Genomic DNA, 20,780 nt, shown 5'->3' with positions numbered 1-20,780 from the left:
GGCCAGTCCGAATATAATTCACACCGTATGGCAGGCCAGTCAACTTTTATCGTTCAAAATCGGATAAATATCCAAATCAACGAAAATTATCTGTATTATATGGCTGCTGCCGGCAAAGTAACGCTGTGGAAATGCTTGGAAAGCTTCAGCCCCTGCGCCTGATAATTGGAGCCGGCGTCCGCGCCATAAAGCGTGTGCGGGCGCTGTGCCATGCGCTCATAGACGAGCCGGCCGACGATTTGCCCATCTTCGATGAGGAAGGGCACATCGCGTGAGCGCACTTCCAGCACAGCCCGCGCGCCAGCGCCTCCGGCTGCGGCGTGACCGAATCCGGGATCGAAGAAGCCAGCGTAATGCACGCGGAATTCGCCCACCAGCGGGTCGAAGGGCACCATTTCGGCGGCGAAATCCGGCGGCACATGAACAGCCTCTTTCGACGCGAGGATGTAGAACTGACCGGGATCGAGGATGAGCTGCCCGCGCCCGTCCGCTGCCAGCGGCTCCCAAAAGTCGGACACTGCATAGGCATCGACACGGTCCACGTCGACCAATCCGGTATGACGCTTGGCGCGATAGCCGACAAGCCGCTGGCCGCCACCGCCGTCGAACCCTGCCAGATCCACACTGACGGCAACGCCGCCCTGAATGGATATGCCGCCGCCGACAACGACCTGCTCAGCCTGGTGCAGGACGGCCAGTTCCGTATCGCTGAGGCGGCTTGCACCCGCACGGAAACGGATTTGCGACAACCGGGAGCCGGTGCGCACGAGAACCGGGAAGGTGCGCGGCGATATCTCGGCATAGAGCGCTCCGCGGTATCCGGCCTCGACCGCGTCGAACTCACGGGAGCGGTCGGTAATGACGCGGGTGAAAACATCGAGGCGGCCTGTCGAGCTTTTTGGGTTGCACGAGGCGGACAGCCCTTGCGGTAGGGCGACGCTTTCCTGCAACTCGGCGATATAGACGCATCCCGATTCGAACACCGCGCCACGGGTGAGGTCGATCTCATGGAGGGCAAGTGTGTTCAGGCGGCTGGCGACGTCAGCGTTCTGCCCCGGCAGGAAGCTGGCGCGCACACGCCACGCGCGCCGGCCGAGGCGCAGATCGAGGCTGGCCGGTTGCACCTGTCCTGCGACAGGGGGGGTCGCGAACGTCACGATGCCGGCCTGCGCAAGCGCGTGGATCGATTCGGCGGACTGGATACCGGGGAGGATGGCGCTCATGAACTGCCTCTGGACTGCCTCGAAAGCCGGAAAATCCCGAAACGGCGGCGCCGCACGGGCCACCGGGATGAACCGTCTGGATATGTGCCTGACACACCATACATTGTTGTGTCCTGCATGTGGATTCCGTCAGTCACGCGGCCTATCATGGCCTTGGCGGCGGCGATAGGCCGTATCGCCGCAAGTTTGCTGGAATTCAAGCTTCTCGCAGTTCATATGAGCCGGCCCGGTGCGGCCGGCGGCGTCAAAACCTGATCGGAGTGACCATGAGCGGTCAGCGTCTCAGTTCCCTTGAGCTTCTGGCACGGCTTGTGGGTTTCAATACCATCAGCTCGGAGTCGAACCTCGACCTCATCGATTTCATCGCGGAATACCTCGCTGGCTGGGGCGTGGCGAGCGTGCGCATTCCCGATGAGACGGGCCGGAAGGCGGCGCTGTTCGCCACCATCGGCCTGGCGGACAGGGGTGGGGTGGTGCTCTCCGGCCATACCGATGTGGTGCCGGTCGAGGGGCAGCCATGGAGCAGCGATCCGTTCCGGCTGACGGTGCGGGACGGGCGCGCCTATGGCCGGGGCGCGGTCGACATGAAGGGATTTTGCGCGCTGGTGCTTGCTGCTGTGCCGGATTTTGTCGCGGCAGGGCTTAAAACGCCGATCCACCTGTTTTTCTCCTACGACGAGGAAGTGTCCTGTCTTGGTGTGGTCGATGGCATTCGCCGCTTCGGCCACGACCTGCCGCTGCCTGTCGCAGTTATTGTTGGTGAGCCGACCGGGCTTGAGGTGGCCGATGCGCATAAAAGCATCGCGATGTATACGACGACGGTGTCGGGTGCATCGGCGCACTCGTCTAATCCGGGGCTGGGCGCCAGCGCCGTTCACGGCGCGGTGCTGATCGCTGCCGAGCTTGACAGGCTTTCGCTGGAATACGAAGCGCGCGGCGATGAATCCGGGCGTTTCGACCCGCCGTTCAGCACGATTCATGTCGGGCATATCAACGGCGGTGTGGCGCGCAATATTCTGGCAAGTGAGGCCTCTGTCCTGTGGGAGGTGCGCGGGTTGCCTGACCTTCCCCCCAACGAAATCCCGGCGCGGCTTGAGGCGTTCGTGGGCGAACACATATTGCCGCGCTTCCGGCGTACCTTCAGCGGTTATCGGGTCGAGACCGTTATGGACGGGCTCGTCCCGGCGCTGGCGCCATCGACAGACCCGCTGGCGCGGACGCTGATGCTCAAGCTCGCCGGCCGAAACCGCACCGTGACAGTCGCTTACGGTACCGAGGCCGGGCACTTTGCCAACGCCGGTATCCCCACGGTGGTCTGCGGCCCGGGCTCCATCGACCGCGCTCACAAGGCCGATGAATATATCACGCTGGAGGAACTGGCGGCGGGAGAGGCTTGCCTGCGACAGCTCGCATCCGACTTGTCGCGAAGCGCCTTGCGAGCGGACTGATCAACTGACCGTGGGGTAATCTGCCTCATCGCGGGCCGGCAAGGATAATGATGGCGCCGGCAAGGCACACCACCGCGCCGGTGATATCCCAACGGTCGGGGCGCATACCCTCGACGGCCCACAGCCACACCAGCGAACTGACGATGTAGACGCCGCCATAGGTTGCGTAGGCGCGCCCTGCCGCTTCGCTGTCAACGAATGTCAGCAGCCAGGCGAATGCCGCGAGCGACAGCATGCCCGGCACCAGCCACCACACGCTTTTTCCCAGTCGCAGCCAGGCCCAGAAGGCGAAGCAACCGGCGATTTCCGCCACTGCGGCGCCAACATAGATCAGTGCGATTTTCGGCATGCTGCGTGTCCCGGTGCTGGGCGTTATGCATGGGCATAAACGAGTGCGAAGATGATGGAATGGCGTGCAAAGGCTGCTATAAGCGGGCAATATCGAATATGCGGCCGTCCGCCAAACAGCCGCAGGGAGAAAGCCGTTGATAATGCGCCGGAGCGGCGCGCAGGAAAGGACAATAACATGTCGGGAGCTTTGTCGGCAGGGATCTCCGCCCCATCATTCAGCCCGCTGCGGTTGCAGGAGCGCACGCTGGCGCTGCGCATCGCCGCCGTCATTGCCGGCACGGCCCTGCTGGCCCTGTCGTCCTACATCACCGTGCCGATGCTGCCGGTGCCGATCACGATGCAGACCTTTGCCGTCACCCTGATCGGCGCACTTTATGGCTGGCGTCTGGGCGCGGTTACCGTGCTGGCGTGGATGGCGGAAGGCGCGATGGGCCTGCCGGTGTTCGCCAATGGCACCTCGGGTTTCATCGTCTTTGCCGGGCCCACGGCTGGCTATCTTCTGACGTTCCCCGTCATGGCGGCGCTCACGGGTTGGCTTGCAGAACGCGGCTGGAATGGCCAGCGCCCCTGGCTCGCCTTCGCTGCGGCGCTTGCAGCCAATCTGCTTTGCCTCACGGTGGGCGGCGCATGGCTTGCAACGATTGTCGGCGTTGAGCGCGCAATTCTGGCCGGTGTGGTGCCGTTCCTCGTTGGCGCGGCGCTGAAGTCCGGTCTGTCGGCGACGGTGCTGGCGGGTATCGTCCGCGTTCAGGCGCGCAAGGCCGCCAATTGACCGTCCGCCTGCGCGGTCACCATCTGCTGTGCATGCTGACTTACGTCGGCAAAGGATATACGCCTGCCTTCAGCAAGAACTTTGACCGCATTGCCGGTCGGCTTGCCGAGGGCGAGGACATCCTGCTGGTAGAGGGGCCTGATGATATATGCGCGCCGTTGGTCTCGGACTGCGGCGCGCATTGCCCTTCCGAGACCGTCCGGCAACGCGACCGGGATGCGCTTGCAGCCGTCGGTGGGTTTCTGGGGTCCGTATTGCAGGTCGGCGGGCGTTTCTGCCTGACATCGACGATGGTTGCCCATCTGCGCAACGGCTTTATGGCGGCGTCCGTCGGTGAGGGTGACATGCGCCGCGCCTGCGAGGGATGCGAATGGGCATCCCTCTGCACCACCATTGCCGGAGATGGTTATCCGGGGGTGCGACTTGCCATGAAGGCGGCGCACATGGATCGCACTCACGCGGATGTCAGCGAACAGCGCGTTAACGGTCTGCGGCAGATCCGGGATCGCTCGCGCCGTCCAGCCCCTGCGGCACGAAATTCAACGCCAGTCCGTTGATGCAGTAGCGCAGCCCCGTGGGGGGCGGGCCATCAGGAAACACATGGCCGAGGTGGCCCTGACAGGTGTTGCAATGCACCTCAATCCGCCGCATGCCGTGCGAGTCATCCTCCTGCACGCCAACAGCGCCCGGAACGATGTCCCAGAAGCTGGGCCAGCCGGAGCCGCTTTCGTATTTCGTTGACGACTCGAACAGCACCGTGCCGCAATCCGCGCAGGCAAAATGTCCGGTGCGTTTCTCATCGTTGAGCGCGCTGGAAAACGGGCGTTCGGTGCCGTGTTCACGTAAAACGGCATATTGATCGGGCGTCAGAACACCGCAGATGCCGGGCACGGGGCGTGTCATGAATCATGCTCCCTGAAAGTTTCATCTTCATTCAGATGGGCATGACAGGCGGCGTTGTCAAAGCGCCGCGCTGCTGGTTTGGTGCTGATTACGCCCAGTTCACGAGATCGGTGAGCACTTCGGCCAGAGCGGCGTCGAGCGCAACCGCGGCGGTGGCGCCGTTGACGCCGCCGCTGACCGGAACGCGGGCAGTGAATATCCGCGCCCGCACGACCCTGCCGGTCAGGCTATCCACCACGCGGGCAGAGATTTCGACGACTGCCATCCCGGAGGCGCTGTCCACGTTGAACTGGCGCAGTTCAGTGTTGAGCTGGCGCGCGGTGACGATGCCATCGCCCGGGCGAGCGATGCGGCCAAGCCGGCCTGAATCTTCAAGCGCCCGCACGATCCGTGTTTGCACCAGCCGGGGAAGCCTGTCGGCCCACTGGGCGTTGCTGATCATGGTCAGCTCGCCGGCCTGTCCGCGCACGACAAGCGTGGTGCCGTCTAGGCTTTGCAGGGCGACCGGCTCAACGATGGTCAACGCTTCGCCGGCGCGCTGTGCCGGTGTCTGTGCACTGGTGCGCGAGGTCAGGTCGAAGGTTGTCACCGGCCGCGTGCCGCAGCCTGAGAGCGCGACAAGAGCCAGCATCGCGGGCGCCAATATCAGCAAGCGCGCGGGCGAACGTGGTGTGGCGATCAAAGCGCTCTCTCCCGTTGGGTGGCGATGGTGTGACATGTGTCAGCGCTGTCCCTGATATTGCGGCAGCGGAGGACGGTTGCCGAACAGGAACTGCTGCGGGTTGCGCTGCACATCCTGAAGCAGCCGCGTCAGCTGCGCCAGTGCCTTCTGGCCTTGCAGCGCCAGTGCCTGATATTCACGCAGGCCCGGCCCGGCGAAGCTGTTGATGCCGGCAGTAATCTGGGCCGTGCGCTGGTCCAGATTGTCGGCCAGCACGCGGATGGACTCGGCCGCACGCGCAACCTGCTCGAAAGCGCTCTCGCCGTTGCTGGACGACAGGAAGTTCTTCATCTGGTCCAGCACACCGCCGACGCCATCGGCGGCCACGCGCAGCTTGTTCGTCAGCTCCGCTGTGTTGGCGAGGATTTGCCGCACCTCGTCGCTGGAATCGCCCAGCGTGCCGGTGAAGTTGTCGACATTGGACACGATCTTGTCGACCCGCTCAGGGCTGACAGCCCTCACCAGCGAATCCACATTGCCGGTCAGCTCGGTCAGGCTGGAGGCCAACTCGCCGGAATTGGCCAGCAATGAGCCGATCTTGTCGGAGTTCTGGCCCAGCGCTTCGGAAAACTTCTCGACATTGCGAATGGTGTTGACGATGGGATCGCGCGATTGGTGCACAAGCTGCTGCAACTCTTCCATCATTCCCGTGGCCCGTGTGGCCAGCGTCTGGATGGTGTCGAGCATGTCCTGGAAATCGGACCGCTCACCGTAAATGGTCGGCAGCGGCTGTCCGGCAGCCGCTTCAAGCTGCGGCGCATCCGGTGCGCCGCCGGAAAGCTGGATGGAGGCGATGCCGGTCACGACCTGAAATTCGAGCTGGGCGCGGGTGTCTTGCTTGATCGGTGTCGAACGGTCGATGGAGGCGATGGCCACCACGTGGCGCGGATCGTCCGGCAGCAGATGCACGTTGACGACGTCACCGACCGGGATACCGTTGAAGAGAACCTGCGATCCGCGCGTGAGGCCGGCGACCGAACCCGTGAAAATGATGCGGTAGTTTTCCCGCATGGAGGCGGTGTTGGCTCCGGAGAACCAGTAAACGAACACAAATCCGGCAAAGATGACCGCAAGCGTGAACAGGCCGATCAGGGCGTAGTTGGCACGTGTTTCCATCGTATCTACCGCTCGGTTCCTGTCTGCATGGCCTTACCCTGTTCTTCTTCACCTGCCCGCATGGGCTCGCCCGCCACGGCCCGCGCACGCTTGCCATGGAAGTAGGCGCGTATCCATGGATCGTCCGACGCCAGCATCGTCTCGATAGGCCCCTCGGCCAGAATATGGCCGTTGCCCAGCGCGGCTATGCGGTCGCACACCGAGTAAAGACTGTCCAGATCATGGGTTACCATGAAAACGGTCAGTCCCAAAGTCTTCTGCAACGTGGCGATCAGATCGTCGAAGTCGGCGGCGCCGATCGGGTCGAGACCAGAGGTCGGCTCGTCGAGAAACACGATCTCGGGATCGAGCGCCAGCGCCCGCGCCAACGCTGCGCGCTTGATCATGCCGCCGGACAGATCAGAGGGAAACTTGTCGGCGGCATCCGGGTTGAGGCCCGCCATTTCGATCTTCATCATGGCGATTTCGTCAAGCAACCGATCCGACATCTTGAGATATTCCCGCATCGGCATTTGCACGTTCTGCTTCACCGTGAGGGAAGAGAACAACGCACCCTGCTGAAACAGCACGCCCCAGCGCCGCTCCAGCAAACGGTGCTGCGTTTCGGGAATCTTGTCGATGTCGTAACCGAAAGCCTCAATCGTGCCGGCACGCTTCTGCACGAGGCCGAGAATGGTGCGCGTGAGCACGGACTTTCCCGTGCCCGAGCCGCCGACGAAGCCCAGAATCTCACCCTTGTAGATGTCGAGATTCAGCCCCTTCATGATCGTCTTGGAGCCGAAACCCACTTCGAGGTTACGGACGCTGATGACGACCTCGCGCTTTTTCTCCGGTGAGGGTGCGCTGGTATGTTCGGGCGACTGCTGCATGGATGCCTCAGAAGTTGATCGCCGCGAAAAAGATCGCGAAGAGACCGTCCATGACAATGACCATGAAGATGGACTTCACGACCGCCGATGTCACCTGCCGGCCCAGCGACTCGGCCGAGCCGCCCACCGCCATACCCTCGCGTGACGCAATGACGCCGATGACCAGCGCCATGAACGGCGCTTTGATGATCCCGACCATGAAGGTGGAAAAATCAATCGCCGACTTGAGGCGCGAGAGGAAAATGTCAGGCGTGATGCCGCCATAGATCCATGCCACAATGCCGCCGCCCAGCAACGCGGCCATCGAGGCGAGAAACGCCAGCATGGGCAGGCCGATGAGCAGCGCCAGCACTCTTGGCACAATCAGGACTTCAACCGGATCGAGACCCATGACGCGCAGCGCATCGATCTCCTCCTGCATCTTCATTGAGCCAAGCTCGGCGGTGAAGGCGCTGCCGGAACGGCCGGCGATCATGATAGCGGACAGCAGCACGCCAAGTTCACGCAGCACCAGAATGCCCGTCAGGTCAACGACGAAGATCGCCGCCCCGAAACGCTGCATCTGAAAAATACCCTGCTGCGCCACGATACAGCCGACCAGAAACGAGATCAGCACGATGATGGGCACGCTGCGGAAGGTCGTTTGCTCGATCTGGTTGATGAAGGCGGGAAGGCGGAAGCGCCACGGCCTGATCAGCAACCGTGCGATGCCGGCGACGACCTCACCGAGAAAGCTGGTGCCGTGCGCCAGCTCCTTGCCAAAATCAACGACACTTTTGCCGACATTGACCAACAAATCCACGACCTGCCACGTGCGGGGCGGTTCGGTGGTTTCGATGTTGCGGTAATAGACTGTTTTAAGCAGAAGCTGATGCTCGTCGCGCGCGTTCTCGAACGGTATATCGCCCGCGCCGGCATCCTGGCGCGCGCGGTCGAGAACCCATGCGCCGACGGTGTCAAGCTTGCCGATGCGACCGATGTCGATCGCCGCGCATCCGCTACGGCCTTGCTTCAGCGCCTGCGTCAGCACCGCTGCCTGCTGCTCGACTTCGCTGGAATCAGGAGAGGTCCAGTCGCCAGTGATGACGGCCGTTCGTCCGGCTGGTGTCTCCTCGAAGGAAACGTTCGGGCTCGCGACGTTCGGGTCCGTTGTCATCAGGCGTTCTTCAAACCGTCGCGCGGGAGCATGGAATGCTCGAAATGGCCAGGCTGATCAGAATAGTCAAATTGCTTGGAATGCCAGCCCGTACCGACACTTATCCGAGACATTCAATACAGGCAAACCTCCCGCCTGTCGAGAGCGCACGACGCATCTGCCTGTGGGCGATGATGTTTCAGGCGGCGATGCCGGTCACAACTGCGTTGAGCGGAGACTGAACGCGCCGAATATTGTCCAGAAACTGGCGTGCACTTGCCTCCCAGCTGAAGGTCAGGGCGTGGGCGCGGCAGAGGTCTCGCGGAATATCCAGCGCGGCAAGCGCGGCGGTGCGCAGATCCTTGTCCAGAACGCCGGTGCCGCTATCCCCGACCACATCGACGGGACCCATCACCGGGAAGGCTGCAATCGGCAAGCCGCTGGCCAGTGCTTCCAGAAGCACGATGCCGAACGTGTCGGTAACGCTTGGGAATACGAAAACATCGGCGGAGGCATAGACAGCCGCCAGTTCCTCGCCCGTTTTCACGCCGAGGAAGTGTGCATCCGGATAGCGGGCGGCAAGCTGCGCGCGCGCCGGGCCATCGCCGACGATGACCTTGCTGCCGGGCAGATCCGTCGCCAGAAAAGTCTCAATGTTCTTCTCCACCGAGACGCGTCCGACATACAGAAAGACCGGGCCGGGGAAATTAAGCGGCTTTTCGGCTCGCGGATAGAACACGTGCGCATCCACACCGCGCGACCAGCGTACCAGATTACGGAAGCCCCGCGCCGCCAGATCGCTTTCGAGCGTTGGTGAGCTGACCATCGTCGCCGCGCCGGCATTATGGAACCGGCGGATCGCGGCGTAAGACCAGCGTTCCGGCACCGGCGCGCGGGCGGCGATGTATTCCGGAAAGCGCGTGTGATAACTCGTCGTGAACGTGTGCTTGTCCGCCAGGCAGACATGGCGCGCCGACAGGCCGATGGGGCCTTCGGTGGCGATGTGGATGAAATCCGGCTTCACCTGATCGATAATCCGGCGCACATGCCACGGCATCGCAAGAGCCAGCCGGATTTCCTTGTAGGTCGGCATCGGCATGGTGCGGAAAGCGTCGGGCGTGAGGAAATGGATCTCCGCATCGAGCGCCGGCGCTTCACGCGCCAGATGCTCCAGAGAGCGGACCACGCCGTTGACCTGGGGACGCCATGCATCTGTCGCGATCAGAACACGCATCAGGCTGCCTGTCTTGCGTTGGAGGTGCGGGTGCCGGACTCGGTGGCAGCGGAATCGCCAGCGCAGGTTCCGGCATCGGCGGTGACATCGTCTTCCGCCAGCACGGGTGAGGGGAGAGCGGGAACAGCCTCAGGCTGGGCGTCTACAGTCTGACCTTTGCCGCGCTTGCGCTCCGCACGGCGTTCGGACGAAACATCGACCTGACGGTCGGTCCAGCGGAGGATTTCGAAATTGCCGTCGTAATGCTCGACAACCGCCGTGCAGGATTCCACCCAGTCGCCGGTGTTGATGTAGCGCACCCCGAACTTGTCGTGCAGCGCGGCGTGATGAATATGGCCGCAGATCACGCCCTGCACGTCAAACCGCTGGGCTTCCGTGGAGAGCATTTCCTCGAAGCGGCCGATGAAGTTGACGGCATTCTTGACCTTGAGCTTCGCCCAGGCCGACAGCGACCAGTAGGTGAGGCCCATCTTCCGGCGCACGATGTTGACGTAAGTGTTCGTCGCCAGCGCCGCGCCATAGGCCCAGTCGCCGAGGAAGGCGAGCCAGCGGGCATGCCGCACGACCATATCGAACTGGTCGCCGTGGATGACGAGGTAGCGATTGCCGTCCGCGCCCTCGTGAATTGCGTGATCCAGAATTTCGATGCCGCCGAAGTTGCTACCGACATAGTCGCGCAGGAACTCGTCATGGTTGCCGGGCAGGTAAATGATATGCGTGCCCTTGCGCACCTTGCGCAGCAGTTTCTGGACGACGTCGTTGTGCGTCTGGGGCCAGTACCAGCCCGATTTCAGCCGCCAGCCGTCAACGATATCCCCGACGAGATAAATCGTATCGGCTTCATAGTGACGCAAAAAGTCGATCAGCAGATCGGCCTGACAGCCCTTTGTCCCGAGATGGAAATCGGACAGGAAAAGGGTTCTGACGCGGATGACATCTGGTTCTTTAGACACCGAGCTACCCATCACTTGTCATAAGATGACCTATCGAAAGCTTATTCCCATTGCATTTTGATGACGAGCTTTTTTTTAGGTGCGGGTAAGGCGCAGGCGGCTGCGTAAAAGTGAATGCGTGGCGTCAATGCCGCCATTTTCAGGCAAATATGACGCTCCGGGCCGGGCGCAGAGCTATCGTCCGCGGCTGCGATTCCACCCTCGCGACTCGCGATGCGTTGTTGATAATCGCCATCCTTTCACCGTCTGTGTCCTTACGAAGGCAGTGGCGGCGCTGCAAACGCATGTCAGCAATGCCGGAAAAGCCATTCAAACGCGCGTGATAGCGGCGTATCTTCACAACAAGGCTCCGACTGCGGAACAGATCCGGCTGCGGCAGCTTATGGTGTTTTGCCGTGAATCCCCCGCTCGCAATCTCTCTGAAGCTTTTGTCCGCGCTCGCCTTTACCGTAATGGGGGCGGGCGTGAAATACGTCAGCGATCGTGTGCCCGTTGGCGAGATCGTGTTCTTCCGCTGCTTTTTCATGCTGCTGCCGCTCATGGTGTGGCTCGCGCTGCAGGGAAACATCCTTGGCGCATTGCGCACGCGTAATCTCACCGGGCATTTCCGGCGTAGCGTGATGTCAAGCTCCAGCATGTTCCTCGGCTTTCTCGCACTTGCCTATCTGCCGCTGATGGATGCCGTCATCCTCGGCTATACCTCGCCTCTGATCCTCGTGATCCTGGCGGCGGTGCTGCTGAAAGAGAAGGTGCAGGGCTGCCGGTGGATCGGCACGGGCGTCGGTTTTCTCGGTGTGCTGGTCATGCTGCTGCCGCATCTGTCCGGAGGCGGGCTGCTGATGGGAGGCGCGTCCACCATCGGCATCATGATTGCTCTGGCTGGTGCGTTCGTAACGGCTGGCGCCATCGTGCAAATTCGCCGCCTCGTCAGCACCGAAACCACCGGCGCGATCATCTTCTATCTGGCGATTATCACCTCGGCGCTATCGCTTCTGAGCATTCCTGCCGGGTGGGTCATGCCCACAGTGGAGGAGGCTGCCGTGCTTGTCGGCATCGGTATTCTCGGCGGTGTCGGGCAGATTGTGCTGACCATGAGTTTCCGCTATGGCGACGCCTCGATGCTTGCGCCGTTCGAGTATTCCACCATGTTGTGGGCTTGTATGATCGGTTGGCTGGCGTTTAACGACTGGCCCGAGACGCCGGTTTTCATCGGCGGAGCCATCGTGATCGCGGCCGGCATGTTCGTGCTGTGGCGTGAGCGGGCGACCATGCACCACCGCCACGAAACGGTGGATCAGGCGGCGGATGCCATCAGCACGGTGGCTGTCCCGGCGCCCGCGCTTGAAGCCAATTCCACCCGTCCGCCGGTTTGATTTGGTCGTCGATCAAGCGGAAACGTGAGATCGACGATAGGCCGCTTGATACAATAAACAGAAGAGATTTGCCCGTTTGCCCGATAGGTCCATAACGCCAGAAATCCTCTTGCGCGCCTATGCGGCGGGCTTGTTTCCGATGGCGGAAAGTGCGGAAGACGATGGCCTTTTCTGGGTAGAGCCGCGCGAGCGTGGCATCATTCCCTTGGATGAGTTTCATATCACGTCCCGTCTGGCGCGCACCGTTGCCAGTGACAGGTTCGAGATTCGGATCGATACGGATTTCGAGGCTGTCATTGCCGGATGCGCCGCCATCACCGAAGGGCGCGAGGATACCTGGATCAACCGCCGCATCCGTGAGCTTTATGGCGAGCTGTTCGACAGGGGCATATGCCACACGGTCGAGGCATGGCGCGATGATCGGCTGGTGGGCGGTCTCTATGGTTTGGAACTGGGCGGCGCATTTTTCGGTGAGAGTATGTTCCACCGGGATCGCGATGCCTCAAAGGTTGCGCTTGTGCATCTCGTCGCAAGGTTGCGGGCAGGGGGGTATCAGCTTCTTGATACCCAGTTCGTTACCCCGCACCTTGCCAGCTTCGGCGCAATCGCTATTCCGCGCCGCGATTACACGAAGCTGCTGGCAGAGGCGATGGACGTTACCGCCGAGTGGTGGCGCTGGCTGCGCGAAAAACGTTCAAGCGGCGCGGAAGTGCTGGCGGCGCTGGCAGACTCCTTTCCACAGGATGCGAAATAAGCCCGGAAAGCGCTCAGAGCGCTTATTCTGATTCTATCAGAACATCCGGCGCGTTAGTTGGCCAACGGCGAGAACAGCGGGTCTTGCGGCAGGGGTTCGCCTGGCGGCGGTAACATGTTCTGCGGGATTGTCGCGGGAAAATCCGGACGCCTTGGGGGCAGAGGTGGTGCATCAGGGGCTGGCTGGCCCGCCGGCGTTTCGCCATCGCTTTCCGCGCTGGGCGCCAGAGTTTGCACGGGAGCACCCGTGCGTGCGCAGTCCGTCAGCCATATGTCGTAGACTGGATGCTCGATGCCGTGCAGGCCGGGGCTTGCAGCGAAAACCCAGCCAGTGAACAGTCGCGTTGGCTTGCCCTCGACACCGACTTCATCCACTTCCAGAAAAGCCGTGGTGTTCGGCGTTTCCGTTGCCGGACGCGTGTGGCAGGCACGGGGTGTGAGCTGAAGCGAGCCGAACTGAACGGTTTCATCAATGCCGACTTCAAAAGAGACGATTCGCCCGGTGATCTTGTCCAGACCATTGAAAACGGCGATCGGATTCTTGATCGGCTGCTGTGCCATGGCCACAGGCGACGCGACGCCGAAACAGACGATCGCTGCAATGAACATGGCCGGAGCCAGAGAGCGCTCTGGCTGCCTGCGGGCTTTCATGATTGTGCGCATAAGAGGATTTCGTGCATGGGACGCCGCCCGATCAATTGCCGGGAACCCACGCCTCGTAATCACCTGTGGCTGGTGGGCGATGTCCCGTGGACAGAGTCGAGCCCTGCGGACGATATGCTGCGGGCGTACCAGTGAGATTGGGCTGATGCGGCAGCTCCCATTCCTTCGGCACGTAGTTTTCCTCGCTCGGGGCTACGTCGACCGTATTATGCAGCCAGCCGTTCCAGCCGGGAGGAATGGTCGAGGCCTCGGCATAGCCATTATAGATCACCCAGCGGCGCTGGACGCCGACGGTCGGATCTATTTTGCCGCCACGCGTGCGATAATAGCGATTGCCGTACTGATCTTCACCCACGAGTTCGCCATGAAGGCGCGTGGTCCGCAGGGTGCCGAAGGTTGCGCCGTTCCACCAGGTAAAGACGCGCAGCAGGAAATCTTTCATTGGCTGGTCCCGATTGCCACGTTCCACGCCGGGTTGCACCCGACCGTTGCGCCCGCGATGGGCGACCTCTACCCCTTATGCAGCTTCCCTCGCACGATGTCCAGATCATCGCACGAGGGAACGCTGATTTACGACGCTGCGCCGTCAGGCAATTCCACCTTTCAGGAAAGACGCCCGGTGGCGTGGGACAGCATGGTATAGACCTTGCCGGCCTCCGACGTCAGATACGTACGCGCCATCGTCCGTCCCTTGTCGTTTTCGCCGATTTTGGTCAGCAGGGCGTTAAACTCGGCGATGTAGCGATCTACCGTTTCGCGGAAGTCCGATTCGCTTTCGTAGCGGCGGCCGATTTCATCGAAAATCCGCTGCCCCTGCAGGGTGTACAACCTGCGGGTGAACACGTTGCGTTCGCCCCGGCGGTAGCGTTCCCACAGTTCCACTGCCGCGTCATGGTCAATGGCGCGAGCGATTTCTCCCGAAATTGCATCAAGCGTGACAAGATTTTTGTCGCCGCGGCTGTCGGTCTTGCTGACAGGCATGGGCTCCTCGTCCTCGTGCGAGGCGCGGATCAGCAGGTCCGTCAGCCAGCTGCGGCTTGCGCCTTCCGAGCGATTGGCGGGGCGTGCCGTCGGCTCCGCCGCTACCTGAGCTGGTTTGCGGGCTGCGGGCTGTTCGGGTTTGGGCTTGGCCGCAGGGGACACCTGTGTCGCGGCCCGGATTGCAGCAACCACATCCTCATCATGCGCTGGCGCGTCGAACTGCCGGGCCGGGAAGGGGCGGCGTGCCGGAGCAGCGAGAGGCTGCGACACCTCGCCGATGCTCCCGGCGCGCGCCACCACATCCGACAGCGCATTGATGGCGCTGATCTGGTCGGCTATGGCCTGGCGCATCGCGGTGGTGCTTTCGGCGGCTTCGCGCGGCAAGGCTTCGAGGCTGGTCTGCAACACGCCGCGGGTGTCTTCGAGATCCCTGCGGATGGTGCTGACCGTCGCCTGCATATCGTGTGCCGATGCACGGAACCGTCCCGTTGCGGTGTCGAGGTCGGCGCGCATTTCGGCTATGACGGTTTCGTAGGACTCGCGTAGCGCCGCGATGGTGCGTTCGCGCTGGTCCGTGGTCAGTTCGTCCAGACGCCGCACCTGCTCGGCGATTCCGGCGCGCGCGGCTTCCGTCGTGCCAAGCAGGTTTGCGCTCACGCGCTGCGCTCTCTCATCGAGGGTTTCGAGCGACTGGCCCAGCGTTTCATCGAACTTCCGCGTGATCGTTTCGATGTCGCCGGCACGGATATTGAGGCTCGTGACCGTCTCTTCCAGCGTCGAGCGACGTGCTTCCAGCGCCTCTCCGATGCGTTCCTCAAGGGTTGCAAGTGACTGTGCCGCCCTGTTCAGAGCGCTGACGTGCGCAAGAGTGGAGCGAGACACTTCCTCGCCCTGTTCCGCGAGGCTGCCGGCGACTTTGCCGGACTCGGCGATTGCCTGCAATGCGACACCCTGCAACGCTGCGATCTGCTCGCGCAGACCGTTCGTTGCCTGTGCCCCCTCGTTGGAAAGAGCCTCCAGAACCTGTTGCAGCGCCGTCACCCGTTCGGACAGGTCGCGTTCGATCAGCGACAGGTTGCCACCCGCCGTTTGTGCCAGTCGCTTCAGCAAGACGTTCGCGTCCGACACACGTCCGACAACATCGTCGAGTTCAGATCTCACGCGGTCGTTCGCGCTTGCCAGCGCCTCGACCGCCCGTTCCGCGCTGCCGCCGATGGTGCCGGCAAGTTCTTCCCTCAGTTCAGCGACGCGGGCAGACAATGCATCGCCCCGTTCCTGCAAGGCCGTCGCCACCGTGGCGCTCTGCGCTTCGATGGAACGCACAACGGCATCGCCGGCGGCAGAGAAGTCGGCGGTTATGGCTTCGCGCTGCTGCTCCAGCCTCCGGGCAAGACCGATGCCGCCCGTCCTGAAGACCGTATCGAGCTCTTCCACACGGCCGCCAAGCGTCGTTTCAAGGCTTTCGATATAGCGAACGAGGCTGGAATCGATGGCTGTCGCCTGATTCGTCAGCTTGCGCGTCAGTTCTTCGCCATGATGGCCTATGACCGTTCCGATCTCGTCAGCCTGCCCGGCGAGCGCCTCGATAGCGAGCCTGCTGCCGTCCGCGAGGGTACGGGAAATATCCGTGGCGCGCTCTATAAGCGACTGGTTGATGGCGCTGGCGCGTGCGTCGATGCGTGTCTCGATACCGCTGACCAGCGTTTCCAGTGTGTCGCCAACCGCCTGCGTGCGTGCCGTGGTACGTTCGCCGAAGATTTCGATCTGCCCTTCGAGCAGGGCCGTGGCCTCACGCGTGCTGGAGACGATGCGTTCCGCCGCCTCACGCGCCGGCCCGGTGATGCGTGTCTCGATATGGCTCAGACCTGTCTCGACGATTGTCGATAGCGTTTCGGTATCGCGAGAGATACGGCCGGCGATGTCGCCGCCGCGGCGAACCACGGTATCCTCAAGGATCGCCAGCTTCTCGCCGAGCAGGTTATCAAGCTGTTGTCCGCGCGTGTCCACGATGTCGCGCAAGGCCGACAGGCGGGCCAGTAGCGTTGAATCAAGCTCTGCGCCGCCGGTGACGATCGTCGTGCGGAAGTTCTCAAGGCTCTCGGACAGCGGTCCCTCGACCTCGTTGCGGAAGTTCGCGATGCCGGCCTGGAATGCCGCCAGCCGTTCGGACATCTGTGCATCGAGCGCATGCGCGTGCTGGCCGAATCCGCTCTCGAAGCGTTCGAGATGGCCACGGAGCGTGCCGCTGATCCTGTCCACGCCGTCGCCGATGGATGCGTCCACGGTGGCGGAGAGCCGGCTGACGGTCTCCTCGACCGAAGTAGAGAGGCGCGTCACGGCACCGTTCATCAGGTGCTGGCTTTGACCCAACGTCTCGTGCAGGTTGTCCAGCCGCTGTCCCAGCCGCTCGTCCAGTTCCGCGCTGCGCTCGCTTACCACATCCTCGAAGCCGGAGATGCGTGCGCTCACGACGTTCTCAAAACGCGCTGCACCGTTGCTGATGGTCCCGTCGATGGATGCGGAGAGAACCTCGATGGCGTTCTCGAACGCAAGGCTGCCCTTGTCCAGTGTATAGCGCAGGCCATTGAGGCGGGCAGAGAGGTTGTCGTCGAGCGCCTGGGTGCTTGCGGCGACGACTTTCTCGATGCCGGCGAACTGGCCGGTCAATGTATCCTCGATGCGTGACGTGCAGGCCAGAACGGCTCCATCCACCGAAGAGACAAACCTGTCCACAGTGGTTTCGAGCTGAGTCCCGCCCAGGTTGAGCGTGTCGTGCAGGCTCGCCAGGCGCTCGGCCAGCTGGCCGTCGATGGCCTCGCCGCGCGCCGCCACTGCCTGCTCGAACTCTGCGAGGCGGGTGTCGAGCAGCCTTTCGATCTTGTCGGCGCCTGAGCCAACGGTGTCATCCACGGCTGTAACGAGCTGCCCGACGGTTGCCTGAAGTTTCACGCCGCCTTTGTCGAGCGTGTCGTTGAGGCTGTTGAGGCGCAGGGCCAGCTGGCCGTCGATGGCCTCGCCGCGCGCTGCCACGGCCTGCTCGAACCCTGCGAGGCGGGTATCGAGCAGCCTCTCGATCTTGTCGGCGCCTGAGCCAACCGTGTCATCCACGGCTGCAACGAGCTGCCCGACGGTTGCCTGAAGTTTCACGCCGCCTTTGTCGAGCGTGTCGTTGAGGCTGTTGAGGCGCTCGGCCAGCTGGCCGTCGATGGCCTCGCCGCGCGCCGCCACGGTCTGCTCGAACTCTGCGAGGCGGGTGTCGAGCAGCCTTTCGATCTTGTCGGCGCCTGAGCCAACCGTGTCATCCACGGCTGTAACGAGATGACCGACCGTGATCTCCAGCTTCGCGTCACCCTTGTCGAGCGTGTCGTTGAGGCTGATGAGGCGTGCGGCCAACTGGCCGTCGATGGCCTCGCCACGCGTCACAATTGCTTGCTCGAACCCTGCAAGCTGGGTGCTGAGAGCGCTTTCGAGCTTTTCGGCGCTGTCGAAAACGGACGTCTCCACCGCTTGAACGATCTGGCGGGTGATGCCGCCCAGTGCATGCGCGCCCTGTGTCAGGGCCGTGCGAACGCCGGATACGTGCTCGTTGAACTGGCCAGACAGATCCTTGCCGCGCGCATCCAGAATCTCGCCAAGTTCCTTGAGGCCCTTGCCAAGGGCAGTGTCGAGCTGCGTCTTGCCGGAGGCGAACGTCGTTTCGAACTGGCCGTGAACGGTGTTGAACCCGCCAAGTGTGTTTTCAAGCCCGTTGAAGGTCGACTTGAAATTGTCGAGCACGGAGATGAACCCGCCGAGGGCTTCGCCCAGATCTCCCAAGGTGCTGTCGAGCTTGCCCGTGAAGCCGTTGAACTCCTGCAGCCGCGCGCCGAACAGTTTGTCGACGGCCTGCGACCTGTCGGTGACCGCCGCTTGCAAAGTGTCGATCTGGTTGGTGAAGATGTTCTCAAGGTTCTTCTGGCTGCTGCCGAGCAGCTTGTCGAGGCCCGCCGTGCGCTCGCCGAGCGTCGACTGGATGAGACCCAGATTATTGCTCAGCGTGCGGTCGAGATGCTCCCCGCCCTGCTGGACGAAGGATTCGAAGGAGGCGAGGCGGCGGCCAAGAGCTTCATCGACTTCCTTGCCCCGCTCGCCGATGGTCTGCGCCACGCCGCTGACGCTTTCCGTCAGCGCCTCGTTGACGCGCACGCCTTGTGTGGCAATGGCCAGAACGACCTCGCGTCCCACAGACGCAAGCGTGGATTGCGTGGCCTCGACCTGTTGCTGAATGAAGCCCTGCAACGTGTTTGTCTGCTGCGAAAAGGCAGTGGACAGCGCGGTTGTGTTGCCTTCGAAAGTCGTGCGGGCGGTTTCGATCTGCGTCGTAAGCGTCTTCGACAGACGCTCGCCGGTTTGGGCGATGTCGGCTTCAAGGGCAGAGCCGTCATCCACGATGACCTTGCGGATGGCATCGCCAGTCTGCGCCAGACGTTCGGCAAGGCCCGTGCCGCTCTCGTCGATGGCGCTCGTGATGTCCTGACCTGTCTGGATCAGGCGCTGGTTGACCTCTTCGCCGTGCAGGCTCAGCGAAACGGCAAGCGAGTCGCCGGTGGTCTTCAGGATGCCGTTGACCTCTTCCGCCTGTTGGGCGATGGACTGCGCGACCGTCACGCTTGTATCGGAGAAGGCCTTGGTTGCCTGCGTGGTGCTGTCCCCGAGTACCTTCGCGAGCTGCTCGCCGGTTGCCGTCAGCTCGCGGCTGATTTCGGCCGTCTTGCGGTCGAGGGATGAGGAGAGATTTTCTCCGACGCTGGCCAGCCGCTCGTCGATGCTGCGGCTGATGTCTGCCAGCCGCGTGCCGAGACTGTCACCCTGCGTTTCGATGTTGCGAACGACGCTCTCGCCGGCCTCGGTCAGGGACCGTGACAGCTCCTCGCCCCTCGCGCCGATGGCTTCCGTGATGTGCGCGCCGACCGCTGACAGGGATTCCGTCAACGTGCCGCTGCGGGATTCGATATCCTTCACCAGCGAGCTGTGAGCCGCGGTAATCGCCGTTTGGGCACGCTCGGCGGTTCCGACGATGGCATTGCGTTGCACCACCAGCTCGTCGATGAGGCCGCGAATGCGCACTTCGTTGTCGGCGTAGGAGCGTTCAAGGGTCGCGATCTCGGTGCGAACCAGCGTGTCGAGTTCACCGGCGCGCGCCAGCGCCCGCTCGACGCCGTCGCCCATGGCGACCATCTCGCGCCGTACAGCCTGCGACAGGCTGGCGACGGAATCGGTGGCCAGCGTTTCGGGTTGGGCGAGACGCACGGCCACGCCTGTCATCGCCCGGGCGACCTGACGCAGTTCCTGGGTGCGGGCGTGCAGCGTGGCGAGTACGAACGCAAGGATGACAGGCCCCGCGACCGCTCCGGCGAAAAGCGCCCGGTCCGGCATGTCGAGCGAGGCCGCCGCGGACAGCCATCCGACGTTCGCGACATCGCGCTGGAGGAAGAAGAACAGCGCCACCGCGCCCGTCCACAACACGGACATGCCGGCCGCTGCCCAGTAGGGCGCCGAGGATGGCTGACGCTGAAGCAGTTGCAGCAGCGCGCCCACGGCCTCCCTGTCGTCATTGGCGGGCTGGGCCGGGCCGGGGGTCACGACGGTTCGGCCGTCGTCCCGCGATGAACCCAGATCTGCGCGCGGGGTGAGGGAGTCTGCGCGGGGGAGTTCCGCACGCGGCAGGCCCTGCCGCGACGAGCCGATGTCATCGGTCGCGCGGTTGAGCAGTTCCGCGAACTCTGAGGCATCGGTTGTCTTGCGCTGGTCGTCGAATGGGTTCGATGCGGCGAATGCCGGGGCCCGTAACTCGCTGCTGTCCGGTGGCGCGCTCGTGGCCGGCGAAGAACCTGCAACAGACGATGAGACGGAGGGAGATACAGGTATGGCCGGTTTCGATGGTTGCGGAGTTTCGGTTCCAGCGGCAGACTTCTGGCCGGGTGGCGTCGCGTCTTTGGCCGCCGCACTGCCTGCCGGGGATGGGGCAGGGGCGGCTTTGGCGGGGGTGGCTTGAGCAGGCGCGGCTTGAGCAGGCGCGGTTTGGGCCGGCTTGTCTTTCGGCGTGCTGACAAGGTTCAGCGCCTCTTCAATGGCAGACAGGGCTTCCGCCGTTGTGTCGATACGCTTACTGTTCTGAACCATCTTTCCGCCTCTTTACGTGCGCTTGACGCCTTTCGGCATGCAGCGCGACATGACAGACCGTTGAGCCTGGCCATACACTCATTTCTGCAACGAGATTAAACTTTACAGTGCATAAAGAAAACC

Annotated in this window: 16 protein-coding genes and 1 pseudogene; 5 read left to right on the top strand and 12 right to left on the bottom strand. The window is 62.8% G+C overall.

Features of this window, described 5'->3' with window-relative positions; translation table 11 throughout:
* Positions 1–95: 95 nt before the first annotated feature.
* Entirely contained in the window at positions 96–1,223 is a 1,128-nt protein-coding gene (locus FHS81_RS10540) for a 2'-deoxycytidine 5'-triphosphate deaminase (protein WP_183752703.1), read from the bottom strand.
* Positions 1,224–1,489: 266 nt separating this feature from the next.
* On the opposite strand from FHS81_RS10540, the gene argE reads away from it, so the two are divergent.
* Complete coding sequence (argE, locus tag FHS81_RS10535) at positions 1,490–2,671, top strand: acetylornithine deacetylase (RefSeq protein WP_183752701.1); 1,182 nt, start codon at positions 1,490–1,492, stop codon at positions 2,669–2,671.
* Between the two features lie 25 nt (positions 2,672–2,696).
* Here the strand turns inward: argE and FHS81_RS10530 are convergent, their stop codons facing one another.
* Positions 2,697–3,020: a YnfA family protein gene (locus tag FHS81_RS10530; protein ID WP_183752699.1), complete on the bottom strand. Its 324-nt coding sequence runs from the start codon at positions 3,018–3,020 to the stop codon at positions 2,697–2,699.
* Positions 3,021–3,197: 177 nt separating this feature from the next.
* Between FHS81_RS10530 and FHS81_RS10525 the strand changes: the two genes are divergently transcribed.
* Both FHS81_RS10525 and FHS81_RS10520 read left to right on the top strand, forming a co-directional pair.
* Positions 3,198–3,794 carry a biotin transporter BioY gene (locus FHS81_RS10525; RefSeq protein WP_183752697.1) on the top strand — a complete coding sequence of 199 codons (597 nt, stop codon included), beginning with the start codon at positions 3,198–3,200 and terminating at the stop codon, positions 3,792–3,794.
* Positions 3,791–4,225 (top strand): annotated as a pseudogene (locus tag FHS81_RS10520) (DUF1284 domain-containing protein); the annotation flags it as partial. The gene FHS81_RS10525 and the pseudogene FHS81_RS10520, both read left to right, overlap by 4 nt.
* A 49-nt stretch (positions 4,226–4,274) precedes the next feature.
* Here FHS81_RS10520 and msrB read toward each other — a convergent pair.
* The 7 genes from msrB to FHS81_RS10485 all read right to left on the bottom strand — a co-directional run bounded on the left by msrB (position 4,275) and on the right by FHS81_RS10485 (position 10,737).
* Positions 4,275–4,697, bottom strand: coding sequence for a peptide-methionine (R)-S-oxide reductase MsrB (msrB, locus tag FHS81_RS10515; RefSeq protein WP_183752693.1), 423 nt, complete (start codon positions 4,695–4,697; stop codon positions 4,275–4,277).
* Between the two features lie 88 nt (positions 4,698–4,785).
* Positions 4,786–5,379 (bottom strand): ABC-type transport auxiliary lipoprotein family protein, encoded by a 594-nt coding sequence (locus FHS81_RS10510; protein ID WP_183752691.1) that lies wholly within the window; start codon positions 5,377–5,379, stop codon positions 4,786–4,788.
* A 39-nt stretch (positions 5,380–5,418) separates the two neighbouring features.
* On the bottom strand, positions 5,419–6,534 hold the full coding sequence (locus FHS81_RS10505; protein WP_183752689.1) for an MlaD family protein: 1,116 nt from the start codon (positions 6,532–6,534) through the stop codon (positions 5,419–5,421).
* 5 nt (positions 6,535–6,539) lie between these two features.
* Positions 6,540–7,403 (bottom strand): ABC transporter ATP-binding protein, encoded by an 864-nt coding sequence (locus FHS81_RS10500; RefSeq protein ID WP_183752687.1) that lies wholly within the window; start codon positions 7,401–7,403, stop codon positions 6,540–6,542.
* A 7-nt stretch (positions 7,404–7,410) separates the two neighbouring features.
* Positions 7,411–8,559 carry an MlaE family ABC transporter permease gene (locus FHS81_RS10495; protein ID WP_183752685.1) on the bottom strand — a complete coding sequence of 383 codons (1,149 nt, stop codon included), beginning with the start codon at positions 8,557–8,559 and terminating at the stop codon, positions 7,411–7,413.
* A 178-nt stretch (positions 8,560–8,737) separates the two neighbouring features.
* Complete coding sequence (locus FHS81_RS10490) at positions 8,738–9,772, bottom strand: glycosyltransferase (protein ID WP_183752683.1); 1,035 nt, start codon at positions 9,770–9,772, stop codon at positions 8,738–8,740.
* Positions 9,772–10,737, bottom strand: coding sequence for a UDP-2,3-diacylglucosamine diphosphatase (locus tag FHS81_RS10485; RefSeq protein ID WP_183752681.1), 966 nt, complete (start codon positions 10,735–10,737; stop codon positions 9,772–9,774). The genes FHS81_RS10490 and FHS81_RS10485 overlap by 1 nt, the downstream gene beginning before the upstream one ends.
* Before the next feature lie 383 nt (positions 10,738–11,120).
* Between FHS81_RS10485 and FHS81_RS10480 the strand changes: the two genes are divergently transcribed.
* The gene (locus FHS81_RS10480; protein WP_183752679.1) at positions 11,121–12,098 is read left to right on the top strand and encodes an EamA family transporter; all 978 of its coding nucleotides are present in this window, start codon (positions 11,121–11,123) and stop codon (positions 12,096–12,098) included.
* 109 nt (positions 12,099–12,207) lie between these two features.
* The gene (gene aat, locus FHS81_RS10475; RefSeq protein ID WP_281374461.1) at positions 12,208–12,852 is read left to right on the top strand and encodes a leucyl/phenylalanyl-tRNA--protein transferase; all 645 of its coding nucleotides are present in this window, start codon (positions 12,208–12,210) and stop codon (positions 12,850–12,852) included.
* A gap of 53 nt (positions 12,853–12,905) precedes the next feature.
* Here aat and FHS81_RS10470 read toward each other — a convergent pair whose 3' ends face one another.
* The 3 genes from FHS81_RS10470 to FHS81_RS10460 form a co-directional block, all read right to left on the bottom strand.
* On the bottom strand, positions 12,906–13,412 hold the full coding sequence (locus FHS81_RS10470) for a DUF2155 domain-containing protein (RefSeq protein ID WP_246374967.1): 507 nt from the start codon (positions 13,410–13,412) through the stop codon (positions 12,906–12,908).
* 133 nt (positions 13,413–13,545) lie between these two features.
* Complete coding sequence (locus FHS81_RS10465) at positions 13,546–13,956, bottom strand: NADH:ubiquinone oxidoreductase subunit NDUFA12 (RefSeq protein WP_183752675.1); 411 nt, start codon at positions 13,954–13,956, stop codon at positions 13,546–13,548.
* A 161-nt stretch (positions 13,957–14,117) separates the two neighbouring features.
* Positions 14,118–20,657, bottom strand: a complete 6,540-nt coding sequence (locus tag FHS81_RS10460; RefSeq protein ID WP_183752673.1) for an apolipoprotein A-IV repeat region-like domain-containing protein — start codon at positions 20,655–20,657, stop codon at positions 14,118–14,120.
* Positions 20,658–20,780: the final 123 nt, after the last annotated feature.

This window comes from Pseudochelatococcus contaminans (genome assembly GCF_014195635.1).
Taxonomy (GTDB): domain Bacteria; phylum Pseudomonadota; class Alphaproteobacteria; order Rhizobiales; family Beijerinckiaceae; genus Pseudochelatococcus; species Pseudochelatococcus contaminans.
This window is presented reverse-complemented; position numbering and strand designations above follow the sequence as displayed.